The sequence below is a fragment of the Sphingopyxis sp. genome (assembly GCF_016704835.1).
GTDB lineage: Bacteria > Pseudomonadota > Alphaproteobacteria > Sphingomonadales > Sphingomonadaceae > Sphingopyxis.
Window position 1 is genome coordinate 1,289,293 of record NZ_JADIZJ010000001.1, and the last position, 14,667, is coordinate 1,303,959.

The window sequence follows — 14,667 nt, forward strand, 5'->3', positions numbered from 1 at the left end:
AGAGGTGCGCCTGTCCGCGGCAATTCGCAATGGTCCGCGTATCCCACGCAACTAAATTACCGAGAGTTGTTGCGCGCCGGCCACAGTGGCGGAATGCAAGTATGGCGTGTCGCAGGGCAAAAAAATGGCCGGGGATAAACCCCGGCCAGTGGTTCGCAGGAGGAACCTGGTGAGGACCCCGCCGCCGCCGTTTGAAAGGAGAAAGCGTGCGGCGGCGGGTATCCTGTCTCGTCAAAGATTGTAAGCGCGCTCCCCATGTTCGGCGAGGTCGAGACCTTCCTGCTCGACGTCCTTCGACGGGCGCAGGCCGATGGTGTATTTGAGTCCAAGGAACAGCACCGCACTGACCACGCCGGTCCACAGGACGGTGGTGCCGACGGCCCAGATCTGCGTCATCACCTGGCCGGTCAGGTCGAACTCGCCAGCCTTGGCGACGGGCGCGGTGTAATCGATCCAGCCCTGACCTCCCCACGCCGGATTGGCGACGAAGCCGGTGCCGATCGCCCCGATGATGCCACCGATGGCGTGGATGCCAAACACGTCGAGCGAGTCGTCATATTTGAACTTCTTTTTCACCGTGGTGACGAAGAAGAAGCAGCCAAGCGAAGCGACGGCGCCGAGGAGGATCGCGGTGCCGGGATGGGCAAAGCCCGCTGCTGGGGTAATGGCGACCAGACCGGCGACCACGCCGGACACACCGCCCAGCAACGACGGTTTCTTGTGCACGATCTGCTCGATGATTGCCCAGGTCGCACCCGCGGCTGCCGTGGCGACCAGGGTGTTGATGAAGGCGAGCGCGCCAAATGCGTTGGCCTCAAGACCCGAGCCGGCGTTGAAGCCGAACCAGCCGATCCACAGCAACGAAGCGCCGATCATCGTCATGACCAGGTTGTGCGGGGGCATCGGTTCGGTATTATATCCGAGGCGCGGGCCGATCACGAGGCAGCCGACCAAGCCGGCAATACCAGCGTTGATATGGACGACCGTGCCGCCGGCAAAGTCAAGCGCACCCCAGCCCCACAGCAGGCCCATGTCAGTCGGCGCGGCGTGGAGGAAGTCCGGCCCGGCCCAGTACCACACCATGTGCGCGATCGGGAAATAGGCCAGCGTCAGCCAGAGCACCGTGAAGATGATCAGCGGCGTGAACTTTACGCGCTCAGCAAAAGCCCCGACGATCAGCGCCGGCGTGATGCAGGCAAAGGTCATCTGGAAGATCACGAAGACATATTCGGGCAGGTAGACCCCGTTCGAGAAGGTAGCGGCAAAGGTCGTCACATCGACGCCGGCGAGGAACGCCTTGTCGAGACCGCCGACAATCGTCGGGAATGGCGTACCGGTGGAGGTAAAGGCCATCGAATAGCCCCAGCTGAACCACACCAGCGCAGCGACGCAGACGATGGTCAGCACCTGCATCAGCACCGAAAGCATATTCTTGGCGCGGACAAGGCCGCCATAAAACAGCGCCAGCGCAGGCACCGACATCATCAGCACCAAGGCCGAGGCGACAAGCATCCAGGCCACGTCCCCTTTGTTGACCATCTCGGCGGTTGGCACGAAAGAGGCGGGAGCCACGGCTTCGGCAGCCGGCGCCGCCGGTGCGACCACCGCCGTTGCGGCGTCCTGCGCCCAGGCGGGCAGCGCGGCGAACAGCGACAGGCCGACGGCCCCGGCGCCCGCCGCAAATTTATTTGCGAACGTCATAATTTCCCCCTTCGTCATTACAGTGCCGCCTCGCCGGTCTCGCCGGTGCGGATGCGCACGGCCTGACCCACGTCGAGAACGAAAATCTTGCCGTCGCCGATCGACCCGGTCCCGGCACTTTGCTGGAGCGTTTCGACCACCCGCGGTGCGAGCGCGTCGTCGCAGACCAACTCGATCTTCACCTTCGGTACCATGTTGGTAGCGTATTCGGCGCCGCGATAGATTTCGGTCTGCCCTTTTTGCCGGCCGAACCCTTTGACCTCGGTCACGGTCATGCCAGCGATACCCAAGCCGGTGAGCGCTTCGCGCACCTCGTCGAGCTTGAACGGTTTAATGATTGCCAGGATCAATTTCATGATGCCCCCTTTTGCCCAATAGCACCATGTTGCACTGCAACAGCCGTGCCAGATTGCGCGGCGGCTGGAAAAGTTAACATTTTGTGACGGTTTTGGGCCGCGCAGGCGAATATTCGGTCGTTTGTTGGGCAGAATAGGCAGCGGGTTGCCTAAAATTTGGGCAAGTTGGTGCGCATCGCCCGCGCGAGGGGCGTTGCAGAGTCACGTGCCTCTGAAGGCGGTCGCGAGAGGCCTCATCCTGCCGCGATGAGCGAAGACGCCAGCGGCCCCAGCCGTCGCGGGGGGCGTTTCCGACACGGCTGCCTGCACCCGCGCCCAGATCGGCAGATGGTCCGATGCGCGCGCCGCGAGCGCGCTCTGATGCACGCCGGCGTCGACGGCTTCGAGATCGGGCGAGGCAAAGATGCGGTCGAGTTTCGCCACCGGACGGCGGCTGTGAAAACTGTGGCCGGTATCGACCAGCCGGTGGCGCTCACCGAAATCATGCAGGCAGCCGCCGCGATTGCGCCACTCGTTGCAGTCACCCATCAGGATCGTCGGCAAGTCTTCACCCTCGGCGATATGGCTGAGGATCGCGCGCGCCTGCTGGCGACGGCGGAGGCCTGAAATGTCGAGATGCATGCCGACGACGCGCAATCTGGTGTCACCGATACGGATCGTCGCGGCGACCGCGCCGCGCGGTTCGAGCGTCGGCAAATGCAGCGCGTGGCTTTCCTCGACCTCGGCGCCCTTGCGGACCAGCAGTGCGTTGCCATGCCAGCCGATACTGTGCGGGCGCCCGGTCAACCCGACGGGAACATAATCGCTATGCTCGTCGAACATATGCGGCGGGATCGCGCTGGCGCGGGTGCCGAAGCGCCGGTCGGCCTCTTGCAGCGCGATGATGTCGGCGTCGAGTTCGCCGAGCACCGACAGCACCCGCCCGGGGTCGCGGCGGCGGTCGAGCCCGATGCCCTTGCGCATATTGTAACTGGCGACTTTGATCATAGTGTCAGCGGTCTAGCGCTCCAGCCGCCAAGCCGTTCCCCGGATCCTCAAATTCCGCCAGCAACGCGCGGGCTTCGTCCAGATCCTCGTCGAGCACCATGATGCGCACCGGGATCAATAGTCCGACGCTTTCGGCGATGTTCATTCCCGCATCAAAACATACCGCGTGCACGCCCGCGCTTTCGATCCGGCCACGCAGCAATTCGGCCTCGGCGCCGTTCGGGAGGCGCACCAGTTCGACCAGAGGCATCAGGCGGGCTCGCCGGTGATGAAACGGTCGGTGGGGCGCGTCGACAGGCCGTCGATACTTTTGGTGCGGCCCTGGAGTTTTTCGACCCACAGTTCGGGGTCCGACTGGCGATGATATCTCTGCAGCGTGTCGCGCTCGTGCTGCAAGTCCATCATCGGCACGCCCCAGCCGCAGCTGGTTTGCACGCTGTCGACGTCGATCACGAAAATCTGCCGGGTGCCGGGGATCAGGGTGAAGTTTGCCGCGAGCGCGTCCCACTCGGCGTCCTGCGGCAGCACCGGGCGTCCGCGGCCATAGATGCGGAGGATCAGCGCGCTGCGATCGAAGGCGCAGAACATGATCGTGATGCGCCCGTCGGCGGCGAGATGCGCGTGGGTTTCATTGCCCGACCCGGCGAGGTCGAGATAGGCGACCTGCGTGGCGGATAGGACACGGAAGCTGTCGGCATAGCCTTTGGGCGACAGATTGATACGCGCGTCGGCGGCGGCGGTCGCGATGAAATAGACCGGCTGCTTTTCGATGAAGGCGATATGCTTTTCGGTCAGCGTGTCGGTGAATTCGGCCATGGCTGCGCTCCGCGGATGGAATGCGGCTGCCCTATCACCAATTCTTGCCTTCCTCCACAGCGGCTTCCTCTTCCGGGCGCGTCGGTCGGCCCAGCACGGCGTTGCGGTGCGGAAAGCGGCCGAAGCGGTCGATGATGTCGAAATGCTGCTGCGCATAATCGTGGAAGATCGAGTCGGCCAGCTGGCTCATCAGCCGCAACGATTCGCGCTGATCGGCGATGTCTTCGCTGTGTTCGAAGGGCAGATAAGCGAATTGCCGCCGCTCGTCGGGCCAATGCTGGTCCCAGCCGTGCGCGACGATCCCGCGCGCAATGGCGCGGGCGAGGCTGTCGGTGGCAAAGGCGTCGGCATGGCCGCGAAAGATGTTGCGCGGGATCTGGTCGAACAGGATCGCCCCGGCGAGCGCGGTATCGGGGTCGGTCAGGAAGGTTTCGGCAGGCTGCGACCGCAGCGCCGCATGCCAGCCTTTGGCAAGGTCGCGGATCTCGGCATCGAAATCGGGATCGCCGCCGTACCAGTCATCCATACCATACGCGTCGAACCAGAAGGCGAGGAGTCGCTGCGGCCAGTCGGCTGGCGGAGTGTGGGGTGTTTCAAGGGAGTCCGTCATTGCGAGCACAGCGAAGCAATCCAGCGCGGTTCACGAACGCTCTGGATTGCCGCGTCACTTTCGGCTCCTCGCAATGACGAAGGAAACAGGCTCACTCACCCTTGACGCGCCGATACGGCACAAATTTGCCGAGCGAGACGAAGCCGCTGTACATATGGCTTGAGCGGTCGTGGAGCTGGATCGAGTCGATGCTGCAAAGCTGGCTGCCCGATGTTTTCAACACAAGGATGTCGTCATCGTCGAGTGACGAAGCACCGCCATCGGGGCGATTGACCCACAGGGTGCTGCCGACCCGATAGATGATCGCGGTCTTATCGATGATCTGCGAGCTGCGGAGGCTGGTCAGGGGAAGGCAATCCTGCGGCTCGCCTGCGATGCGACCTTCGAGCAGCTTGGCAAGCTGATCCTCGGGTGCGAGCTTTTCGCGCGCCGAAGCGGTGGGCGAAGCTGCGAGTGCGGCGGCAGCAAAAAGCGCCGGAATAAGGTGACGCATGGTTCGACTCCTGTCTTCATCATACCCTACCCGCCTCCGCAATGCACCGGGGTGCGTGAACAGAGCCTGACTGGCGCCGGTCAGCACGCCCCGTCGGGCAGGGGAATACCCAGCGGGCCTTTGCATTTCTTCTTTTTCACCGGAGCCTCCGGGGTGCTGCTCCCCGTGCTCGATCCGCCCATGCCGCCGAAATCGGCGCCGATCAGCAGACTGGTGTGCGACCGGAAACGGACCTTCGCGGTCCAGTCGATATTCCAAACCACATTGCCCGCGGGCTTCGGCGGATACGAGAAATTGGCTTCTGGGCCAAAGGCGTTGAGGTTGCCGAACATCATCTCGCCCGATGCCTTTTTGACCTCGGCCGGAATCGCGCAGCTCGTCTGCGCCGGCGGCATCACGACCTTCTTGGTCACGAGGCCTGCGACGGTCGACGGCGGCAACCAGTCCCACAGCCCGCCGCCGAACTCGCGCGCGTTGCTGCTCGTCCACCACACCATATCGCCACCCGCGCTGCCGCGGTCCATGCCGCCGAACGCCCAGGCGACATAGCCGGTCGCCGGGACCAGCTGGTTCCAGCGGATCATCACCGACCCGTCGCCCTGCATCGTCGTTGATGCGTTGAGGCCAGGCATATAGTCCTGGGCGAGGGTGAAATTAATCTCTGGCCCGACATTGCCCGCGATCCGGTGCGCGCCGAGCAGCGACGATCCCGACGGCGGTTGTTTCGACGATTTGCTGTTCGGCCAACCGGCATAGGATTTGCTGTTGGTCGCCATCACTTCGCGGATGCGCGGCACCGTCGTGGTATAAAGGTTCGGGGGCATCTGCCCCGCGGCGAGCTTGGCGAAATCAATGATCACCGGCTGTCCCGGCCCGGCCTTGGCGCCGCAGCCCCAGAACAGCAGCAGGCGGCCCTTGGGACGCTCGAAATCCTTCGGCATTTCATTGCCGTCCTCGCGCGGTTGCGGCTTGCCGGGTTCGGGCCCCCACAACGGCACCGACTTGCCAAGCTTGGCCTGCGGCAGGAAGAAATGATCGGCCTTCACGGGGGGCGCACTCGGCGTCTGGCTCGATCCCAGCCGCAGTTCCAGTGTGTGCGCGATCTTGCCGTCGGGACCGCCGCCGAACATCATCCCCATCATATTGCCGACTCCGCGTCCGCCCGCCGCCATCGCGGCAAAACCCGACGCGGTCGCGACGTCCATTTCATAGCGTTCCTTGGGGCCGGTGCTTTTCTGGGCCGAACCGGGGACGGCGGCGAGCATCGCGGCGATGGCGGCGACGGAAACGAAACGCAGACTCGAACGCATGAATATCCTCCCTGTTGCCGGGAAAGACCCGGCGGATGATGCGGCCCGATTTCTTTTCTGTTTGGAGGACTATAGGCGCGGGAAGGCGGCCCGCCAAGTGAGGGTGATCACACACTATCGTCATTGCCAGCGTAGCGAAGCAATCTCCAGCTATCGGCCTTAGCTGAGGCCGATAGCTGGAGATTGCTGGGTGGCTACCGACGGTCTTTTTGTTGTTACGCCGTCCCGCCCACGGTCAACCCGCTGACCAGCAGGGTCGGCTGGCCGACCCCGGCGGGGACGCTCTGACCGCCCTTGCCGCAGATGCCGATGCCCTCGTCGATCGCCATGTCGTTGCCGATGCCCATGACCTTGGTCAGCACGCTCGGCCCGTCGCCGATCAGCGTCGCGCCCTTGATCGAATCGCCCAGCTTGCCATTCTCGATCTTGTAAGCCTCGGTGCAGCTGAAGACGAATTTGCCTGATACGATATCGACCTGCCCACCGCCGAAGCTCTTGGCGAAAATGCCGTTCTTGACGCGCGACAACAGCTCGGCGGGGTCGTCGTTGCCGCCCTTCATGAAGGTGTTGGTCATCCGCGGCATCGGCGCATGGGCGAAGCTTTCTCGGCGCCCGTTACCGGTCGGATCGACCCCCATCAGCCGCGCGTTGAGGCGGTCCTGCATATAGCCCTTGAGGATGCCGTCGTCGATCAGCACGGTCTCGCCGGTCGGGGTGCCTTCGTCGTCGATACTGAGCGAGCCGCGGCGACCGCCGCCGACCGGGCTGTCCATCGCGCCATCGTCGACCACCGTCACGCCGGGGGCGGCGACGCGCTCACCAATGCGGCCCGAGAAAGCGCTGGTGCCCTTGCGGTTGAAATCGCCTTCGAGGCCGTGGCCGACCGCTTCGTGGAGCAGCACGCCGGGCCAACCAGGGCCGAGCAGCACCGTGAACTCGCCCGCGGGGGCGTCGACCGCGCGGAGGTTGACCAGCGCCTGCGCCAGCGCCTCGTCGATCGCGCGGTTCCACTGTGCGGGCTCGAACAGATGATCGTACATGTAGCGCCCGCCGAGGCCGAACACGCCGGTTTCGCGGCGGCCATTTTCTTCGACGACGATCGAGACGTTGAGCCGGACGAGCGGGCGGATGTCGGTCGCGAGGAAACCGTCGGCGCGGACGATTTCGACCACCGACCAGCTGCCCGCGAGCGACACCGACACCTGCGCGATGCGCGGGTCGCGCGCACGCGCCGCGGCGTCGATTTCCTGGCAGAGCGCGACCTTCTTCGCAAAGGGGATAAGGTCGAGCGGGTTGGCTTCGTCATAGAGATGGCGGTTGGTGCGCGGCGGCGGCGCGGCGTGCGGCTGGTTCGACGGGTCGAGGAGCGCGAGCGTCTCGGCGGCGCGGCGGATCGCGCCGGCGCTGATGTCACTGGCGTGCGCAAAGCCCGTCATCTCGCCCGACACGGCGCGCAGGCCAAAACCGGCGTCGGTCGAATAATCGGCGGTCTTCAATCGGCCATCGTCGAACCCGAAGCTCTCGGTCGCGCGATATTGCAGATAAAGCTCGCCGTCGTCGGCCTTGGCGAGCGCCTCGCGCGCCAGCGCCTGCGCCAGATCGGGGTCGAGCGCGTCGGCGCGATAGAGGAAGCGGCGGGGGTCAGTGGGAATGGTCATGGCGCCGATATAGGCATGGCGCGCGGCCCGCGCAAACCGCCAATGATGGAATTAGAGGTAGTTTACCGTCAGCGTGAAGGTCCCGCTGTAATCGCCCGCGGGCTGGTTCGCCGGGACGGTGAGGGTACCGCCGATATAATAGGTCTGCACGCCGCTGGGCAGCAGCGTGCCGCCGAGCAACGCGATGCCGCCGCCCCCGGTGCTTGCGGCGCGAACCAGCGTGGCGGTCATCGACGGCGCGCCGCCGCCGGCGCGCGCCAGCGTCACCGACGTGCTGCCCGACACGAAGATGAGCAGGATACCACCGGTGCCTTGGAACACCGCGCGCTGCGCACTGGTGCCGACGAGAGTGACGCCGCCGCCCGACGTTCGCGCATTCGTCACGGGGTTGATGGTGACGGTGCCGCCGGTCGCGCCGCTGACCAGCGCCCCGAAATCGAGATCGTCAGTCTTGATCAGCGTGTTCGGGCGCACGACGGCGGCGTTGACGATGACATTGGTATCGGCCGCATGGACCGGCGCACACAGCAGCGCGCCCGCTACGGCCGCCGCGATGGTCAGGGCGCGAGCTGCGTCCCGACGGTGGATGGTCCCTCGAATCCCCACAGATTCTGCTCCTGTCTGGCACATTTATGCCAGCGGGACATGAGTCGATGATGCACGGGCGTGGTAAAGAGAGCGTTTACGTCTGACCGGGTCCGGCGTGATCGGCGATCCCGCCGACGCTTAAGCTTTGTCGGCGATCCCGCCGATAAGGATGAAGCGCCGGTCGCAATAGCCGCAATCGGCAAAGCCCGCATCGGGGTCGATCTCGAGCCACACGCGCGGGTGGCCGAGCGCGGCGTTGGCCAGTCCGTCTCCGGTGCCGTCGCAGGCGATGCGGGTATTGGGGGTGCGGATGGTTTCGGGGGCGGGCTGGGTCATCGACCGCGCCCATAGCAAGCGGGCGGGGCGGGAGCAATCGGGGTCTGTGCTCTTGATCCTCCCTGTCGCTAAGCGATGGGGGTGGCGGCGCGAAGTGCTGACGGATGGGCTTTGGCGCTACCGTGCCCCTCTACCGCCGTCTTCGGCGGCGATCCTCCTCCACCTCGCTGCGCGACAGGAAGGATTAGGGTGGGGACATACGGCACCGGCAAGCATTCTTGCGAACGCAGGTGGTCATCCGGTGCCGTTCTTCCCCCACAGAAGCCCTAAAGATAGTTGAGCGTGATCGTGAACGTGCCGCTGTAATCGCCGGGCGCCTGATTGGCGCCGACCTCGAGCGTCGCACCGACCGGGAAATTATAGTTGCCGAGCGGCGAGGTGATCCGAAAGCGCGTTGGAGTTGTCGACAGAAGCGCGGTCGGGGTGCTGCCGATTTCGAAATCGCGCACCCGCATCCGAACACCCGGCCCGGTGATCCAGATCGTGTTCGACCCCAGCGAGATGTTGACCTGGCGATTAAAGCTCCCGAGGCCGGCAAATCGTGCCGGTTCACCGACGTTGCCCGCCAGTGTTGCGCCGCCGGTGCGGCCGCGCGACCCGTCGGGTTCCAGCGTCACCGTGCCTGCCGCGTTCGACGGGATGATGCTGCCGAAATTGAGGTCGTTGACCTTGAAGAAGGAAAGCGGACGAAGCACGATGGCTTCGCTCTGCGCTTGCGCCGTTTGCTGGGCATGGGCCGGCGCTGCGATGGCCGCGGCCATCATCAGCGCGCAGGCGGCGATGCCGCGCAACGCAAGATGCGGGTTCTGGGTGTGTCTGGTCCTCACATCACCGGTCCTAGCGAGCATTTTCCAACATTGCGTTAACGCGGCGCTGGGCAAAGGCGTGGCCGCACATGAAGGCTTTTACAGGCGCAGGCGCGCGGCTATGGCACGGGGCATGACCGAAGCCGCCATCCGCATCGACGCCGTCTCCAAACTCTATGCCGGCGGCAAGCAGGCGCTCGACAATGTCAGTTTCGACGTGCCGCGTGGTCAGATTTTCGGTCTGCTCGGGCCGAACGGTGCGGGCAAGTCGACGCTGATCAACATCCTGGCAGGGCTCGTCAACAAGACGAGCGGGCATGCGAGCATCTGGGGCTTCGACATCGACGCCGATCCACGCAACGCCAAATATTCGATCGGTATCGTGCCACAGGAGATCGTCTTCGATCCCTTTTTCACGCCGTATGAGACGCTCGAGAATCAGGCCGGGCTCTATGGCGTACCGAAAGCGAAGCGCATTTCGGCCGACTTGCTGGCAGCGGTGCATCTCACCGACAAGCGCGACGCTTACGCACGGACCTTGTCGGGGGGAATGAAACGGCGATTGCTGGTCGCCAAGGCGATGGTCCATTCGCCGCCGATCATTGTGCTCGACGAGCCGACCGCGGGGGTCGATATCGAATTGCGCCAGCAGCTCTGGGAATATGTCCAGTCGCTCAACGATCGCGGCGTGACAGTGGTGCTGACGACGCATTATCTCGAAGAGGCCGAGGAGCTCTGCGACCGGATTGCGATCATCAACCATGGGAGACTGATCGCGAACAAGCCAACGCGCGAGCTGGTCGACATGGCGCGCGAGAAGATCGTCGTGGTGACGCTGGATCAGGACATCACCGACCTGCCAACGCATCCTGCCTTCGACAAGATCGAGCGCGAGGGGACGCGCGGCCTTGCAATCAGCTACAACAAGGATCGCATGAACGCGGGCGAAGTGCTCGCTGCGGTGAACGCGATGGGGCACGGCATCGTCGACGTGTCGACGCGCGAGGCCGATCTGGAAGATGTATTCCTGAATTTGACTCGCGCGGCGAATGGGTGACCCGCCTATCCCGTTCGCATCGAGCGAAGTCGAGACACCTCTCAGGACAGAGCCGAGCCGAGGGGCATCTCGACTTCGCTCGATGCGAACGGAATTTTGATGTCAGATAATATTCCCCACGATGTCATCATCATCGGCTCGGGCGCCGCGGGCCTCACGGCCGCGATTGCGCTCGCCGATCATTGCCGGGTGCTCGTGCTCGCGAAGGGCGAGCTTACCGGTGGGTCGACCGCGTGGGCGCAGGGCGGGATCGCCGCGGTGCTCGATGCAGGCGACACCTTTGACAATCATATCGAGGATACGATGGTCGCGGGCGCGGGACTGAACCGGCGCGACACGGTCGAGTTCGTGATCGAAAATGCCCCGCATGCAATCGAGCGGCTCGTCGAAATGGGGGTGCCGTTCAACAAGGATGCCGAGGCGCTGCACCTTACCCGCGAGGGCGGGCATTCGCACCGCCGCATCGTCCATGTCGACGACGCGACCGGCTGGGCGGTGCAGGCGGCGCTGCTCAAGACCGCCGAGGCGCATCCCAACATCACCCTGCTGCCCGGGCAGGCGTGCGTCGATCTGATCACCGGCCGGCATGAGGAACGCTATTCGGGGTCGGGACGCGTCTGGGGCGTCTATGCGCTCGATGAAAAGAGCGGGAAGGTCCACGCGCATGTCGGGCGCGCGACGATCCTCGCGAGCGGCGGCGCGGGGCGGGTCTATCAATTCTCGACCGCACCGCGCGGCGCGACCGGGGACGGCATCGCAATGGCGTGGCGCGCCGGTTGCCGCGTCTCCAACATGGAGATGATGCAGTTCCACCCAACCTGCCTCTACAATCTCGACGTCAAGAACTTCCTGATCACTGAGGCGGTGCGCGGCGAGGGCGGAATATTGAAGCATCCCGTCACCGGTCACCGCTATATGCCCGATTATGACGCCCGCGCCGAACTCGCGCCGCGCGATGTCGTGGCGCGCGCGAACGACGACCAGATCAAGCGTTCGGGGCTCGACTATGTCCATCTCGACATCAGCCACAAGGACCCCGATTTCGTCGCGGGGCATTTCCCGAACATCTATGAAAAGCTCCTGACGCTGGGCATCGACATGACGAAGCAGCCGATCCCGGTGGTGCCAGCGCAGCATTATACGTGCGGCGGGGTGCTGATCGACCTTGCCGGGCGGACCGACCTGCCTGGTCTTTATGCCGCGGGCGAATGCACCGAGAGCGGGCTGCACGGCGCGAACCGTCTGGCGTCGAACAGCCTGCTCGAATGTTTCGTGTTCGGCGAGGCGGCGGCGAAGGACATCATCGCGCGCTGGGACCAGCTCGAACCGCCCCCCGCGATCCGTCCGTGGGACGAAAGCCGCGTCACCGACTCCGACGAAGAGGTGGTAATCAAGCAAAACTGGACCGAGATCCGCCGCTTCATGTGGAATTATGTCGGCATCGTGCGGACGACCAAAAGGCTGGAGCGCGCGCGGCACCGCATCGACATGATGACGCACGAGGTCGAGGATTATTACGGGCACTTCCGCGTCACCACCGACCTGATCGAACTGCGCAACCTGCTGCAATGCGCCGAACTGATCGTGAAGAGCGCGCTCCACCGCAAGGAAAGCCGCGGGCTGCACTATACGCTCGATTATCCAGATATGCTGGCGCAGGCGGTCGATACGGTGTTGGTGCCCTAGAAACGATGGTCGCGACATATTCACTTGATGGCCGAGGGATTGATTATGGGGCTGCAGGTCATCGGGGCGGGATTTGGCCGAACGGGCACCATGTCGCTAAAATCGGCCCTCGAAACTCTGGGCTATTCCAAAACGCATCACATGGAAGAGGTTCTGCCCGACGCCCGGCAACGGCGGCTATGGCACGACGTTGCTGTCGGACTTCCCCCCGACTGGGATTCCATCTTCGACGGGTTCGCGGCGTCGGTCGATTTTCCCTCGAGCACTTATTACGCTGAATTGCTGGCGCACTTTCCCGATGCGAAGGTGGTGTTGTCGGTGCGCAATCCCGACAGATGGTACAAAAGCGCCAGCGAAACCATCTATGCGATCAGCAAGTCGTCCCCGCTATGGGCGCGGCGCTTCGTGACGCCTCTTCGCCACCTGCACGAGATGGTGGAAGGAACGGTCTGGCAGCGCGTCTTTCAGGGCCGATTCGAAGAAAAAGCGTATGCGACACAGGTTTTTCGCGATTATGTCGAGCAGGTGAAGGTCATTGTGCCCGCGGATAAATTGCTGATTTTCGAAGCTAGACAGGGCTGGGAGCCGCTGTGCGCTTTTCTTGGGAAGCCGGTACCGCCCATCCCCTTTCCGCATGTCAACGATTCCGCAGCATTCAAGCAAAGGATTCGCATCATTCGCGCCATGTTCTTCGCCGTTCACGCCGTGGCAGCGGCTGGCGCGGTCGCGCTACTATGGTGGGCGCTGCACTAGAACCCCATTTGAAGCATCCGCCCGACGAATATGAGCACGATCGCCCCTACCACGGACGCAAAACAGCCAGCGCCATGGAATTCGCGCTGCCCGCGCGAGATCACGAGTCCCGCGAGCAGCGATCCGCCGATCCCGAGCAGGATCGTCGCGATCCATCCCATCTGCACCGCGCCGGGATAGAAGAAGCGCGCGAGCGCGCCGATGACCAGGCCCGATATGATTGCGCCGATGATGTTGATCATGTGCCGAACCCTTCATTCAAAAACCGCTCGGCCAACGCTGCATGCAGCGCCGCCCCGCGCGCCATGACCTTTTCGTCGAGCACCATGCGGTTCGAGTGCAGCCCGCAGCACGCGCGCCAGTCGCTGCCCTCGGCGCTCGCGCCAAGCCAGAACATCGCGCCGGGGACTTTTTCGAGGACATAGGAGAAATCTTCGGCGCCCATCACCGGATGATCCATCGTCAGCCAGGCGGCCTCGCCGAAGGTTTCCTCGACGACCGCCTGCCCAAAGGTCACCGCGCGGCTGTCGCAGATGGTGACCGGGAAGCCCTCGTCGATGGTCACTTCGGCGGTGCAGCCATGCGCCTCGGCTAGTGCTGGCGCGAGGCGTTTCAGCTCGCGCGCCACCATCGCGCGGCGTTCGGGTGACAGCGTACGGATCGTGCCGAGCATCTCGGCGGTTTCGGGGATGATATTGTTCGTCGTTCCCGCCGATATCTTCGCGATCGTCACCACCGCGGGGTCGAAGACCGAGATGCGGCGCGTCACCATCGTCTGGATCGCGGTAACGATCGAACAGGCAACGGGGATCGGATCGATGGCATCGTGCGGCATCGACGCATGGCCGCCCGCGCCCTTCACCGTGATCGACAGGACATCGGACGAAGCGAGCAGCGGCCCCGCGCGCCCGGCGAAAATACCATGCGGGGCGTTCGGCATGATGTGGAGCGCGAAGGCGGCGTCGGGCAGCGGGTCGATGATCCCGTCATCAAGCATGAAGCGCGCGCCATGATGCCCCTCTTCGCCCGGCTGGAACATGAACATCACGGTGCCGGGCAACCGATCGCGCGCGGCGCACAGCAGCTTCGCGGCGCCGACGAGCATCGCCACATGCGTGTCATGCCCGCACGCGTGCATCGCGCCGGTCGTCTCGGAGGAGAAATCGAGCCCGGTGTCCTCGACCAGCGGCAGCGCATCCATGTCGCCGCGCAGCAGCACGGTGCGTCCATTTGCCGGCCCGCGCAGGATCGCGACCAACCCCGTCGTCGACCGCCCCTCGCGAAGTTCGAGCGGCAGGCCGGCGAGCGCGTCCTTTATCTTGGCGAGCGTCTTGGGGTTTTGCAGCCCGAGCTCGGGCTCGCGATGAATCGCGCGGCGCAGATCGACAAGGTCGTCGAGCAGCGTTTCGGCCTCGGCGGGCCAGCTACTGGTGGTCGTGAGCGTCATGCGCGGCCTCTCGTTCGCGGGCAGTGGGGCGTGGCAAGCATCCTGCCGCCGATCGGCCGCGAA

The 14,667-nt window shown here is 64.3% G+C and carries 17 protein-coding genes; 3 read left to right on the plus strand and 14 right to left on the minus strand.

Translation table 11 applies throughout. The features are described 5' to 3' along the window. Nucleotides 1-231: 231 nt before the first annotated feature. The 12 genes from IPF76_RS06380 to IPF76_RS06435 all read right to left on the minus strand — a co-directional run bounded on the left by IPF76_RS06380 (nt 232) and on the right by IPF76_RS06435 (nt 9,682). Entirely contained in the window at nt 232-1,701 is a 1,470-nt protein-coding gene (locus IPF76_RS06380) for an ammonium transporter (protein ID WP_293841109.1), read from the minus strand. Nucleotides 1,702-1,718: 17 nt separating this feature from the next. After that, nucleotides 1,719-2,057, minus strand: coding sequence for a P-II family nitrogen regulator (locus IPF76_RS06385; RefSeq protein WP_003043080.1), 339 nt, complete (start codon nt 2,055-2,057; stop codon nt 1,719-1,721). A 201-nt stretch (nt 2,058-2,258) separates the two neighbouring features. Continuing rightward, nucleotides 2,259-3,044, minus strand: coding sequence for an endonuclease/exonuclease/phosphatase family protein (locus tag IPF76_RS06390; protein WP_293841111.1), 786 nt, complete (start codon nt 3,042-3,044; stop codon nt 2,259-2,261). A 4-nt stretch (nt 3,045-3,048) separates the two neighbouring features. After that, on the minus strand, nt 3,049-3,294 hold the full coding sequence (locus IPF76_RS06395; protein WP_293841114.1) for a DUF2007 domain-containing protein: 246 nt from the start codon (nt 3,292-3,294) through the stop codon (nt 3,049-3,051). Beyond that, nucleotides 3,294-3,860 (minus strand): pyridoxamine 5'-phosphate oxidase family protein, encoded by a 567-nt coding sequence (locus IPF76_RS06400; RefSeq protein ID WP_293841116.1) that lies wholly within the window; start codon nt 3,858-3,860, stop codon nt 3,294-3,296. Before IPF76_RS06400 ends, IPF76_RS06395 begins: the two co-directional genes overlap by 1 nt. A gap of 34 nt (nt 3,861-3,894) precedes the next feature. After that, nucleotides 3,895-4,470 (minus strand): DUF924 family protein, encoded by a 576-nt coding sequence (locus IPF76_RS06405; RefSeq protein ID WP_293841119.1) that lies wholly within the window; start codon nt 4,468-4,470, stop codon nt 3,895-3,897. 91 nt (nt 4,471-4,561) lie between these two features. Continuing rightward, nucleotides 4,562-4,963 carry a hypothetical protein gene (locus IPF76_RS06410; RefSeq protein WP_293841121.1) on the minus strand — a complete coding sequence of 134 codons (402 nt, stop codon included), beginning with the start codon at nt 4,961-4,963 and terminating at the stop codon, nt 4,562-4,564. 80 nt (nt 4,964-5,043) lie between these two features. After that, nucleotides 5,044-6,273 (minus strand): hypothetical protein, encoded by a 1,230-nt coding sequence (locus IPF76_RS06415; RefSeq protein WP_293841124.1) that lies wholly within the window; start codon nt 6,271-6,273, stop codon nt 5,044-5,046. Between the two features lie 215 nt (nt 6,274-6,488). Continuing rightward, nucleotides 6,489-7,931 carry a metalloprotease TldD gene (tldD, locus tag IPF76_RS06420; RefSeq protein ID WP_293841127.1) on the minus strand — a complete coding sequence of 481 codons (1,443 nt, stop codon included), beginning with the start codon at nt 7,929-7,931 and terminating at the stop codon, nt 6,489-6,491. 51 nt (nt 7,932-7,982) lie between these two features. Next, nucleotides 7,983-8,537, minus strand: a complete 555-nt coding sequence (locus IPF76_RS06425) for a DUF4402 domain-containing protein (protein WP_293841130.1) — start codon at nt 8,535-8,537, stop codon at nt 7,983-7,985. A 120-nt stretch (nt 8,538-8,657) separates the two neighbouring features. Further along, entirely contained in the window at nt 8,658-8,855 is a 198-nt protein-coding gene (locus IPF76_RS06430) for a zinc-finger domain-containing protein (protein ID WP_293841133.1), read from the minus strand. A 266-nt stretch (nt 8,856-9,121) separates the two neighbouring features. After that, entirely contained in the window at nt 9,122-9,682 is a 561-nt protein-coding gene (locus tag IPF76_RS06435; RefSeq protein ID WP_293841136.1) for a DUF4402 domain-containing protein, read from the minus strand. A gap of 112 nt (nt 9,683-9,794) precedes the next feature. On the opposite strand from IPF76_RS06435, the gene IPF76_RS06440 reads away from it, so the two are divergent. From IPF76_RS06440 to IPF76_RS06450, 3 genes are all read left to right on the plus strand, one after another. Further along, nucleotides 9,795-10,718 (plus strand): ABC transporter ATP-binding protein, encoded by a 924-nt coding sequence (locus tag IPF76_RS06440; RefSeq protein ID WP_293841138.1) that lies wholly within the window; start codon nt 9,795-9,797, stop codon nt 10,716-10,718. Between the two features lie 99 nt (nt 10,719-10,817). Beyond that, nucleotides 10,818-12,404 carry an L-aspartate oxidase gene (nadB, locus tag IPF76_RS06445; RefSeq protein WP_293841141.1) on the plus strand — a complete coding sequence of 529 codons (1,587 nt, stop codon included), beginning with the start codon at nt 10,818-10,820 and terminating at the stop codon, nt 12,402-12,404. A gap of 27 nt (nt 12,405-12,431) precedes the next feature. Then, nucleotides 12,432-13,157, plus strand: a complete 726-nt coding sequence (locus IPF76_RS06450) for a sulfotransferase family protein (protein WP_293841144.1) — start codon at nt 12,432-12,434, stop codon at nt 13,155-13,157. On the opposite strand, the gene IPF76_RS06455 is transcribed toward IPF76_RS06450, so the two are convergent. Together IPF76_RS06455 and IPF76_RS06460 are read right to left on the minus strand one after the other, a co-directional pair. Further along, complete coding sequence (locus tag IPF76_RS06455; protein WP_293841147.1) at nt 13,154-13,399, minus strand: GlsB/YeaQ/YmgE family stress response membrane protein; 246 nt, start codon at nt 13,397-13,399, stop codon at nt 13,154-13,156. The two genes, IPF76_RS06450 and IPF76_RS06455, sit on opposite strands and share 4 nt — an antisense overlap. Continuing rightward, nucleotides 13,396-14,604: a M20 family metallopeptidase gene (locus IPF76_RS06460; protein WP_293841150.1), complete on the minus strand. Its 1,209-nt coding sequence runs from the start codon at nt 14,602-14,604 to the stop codon at nt 13,396-13,398. The genes IPF76_RS06455 and IPF76_RS06460 overlap by 4 nt, the downstream gene beginning before the upstream one ends. Between the last annotated feature and the right edge of the window lie 63 nt (nt 14,605-14,667).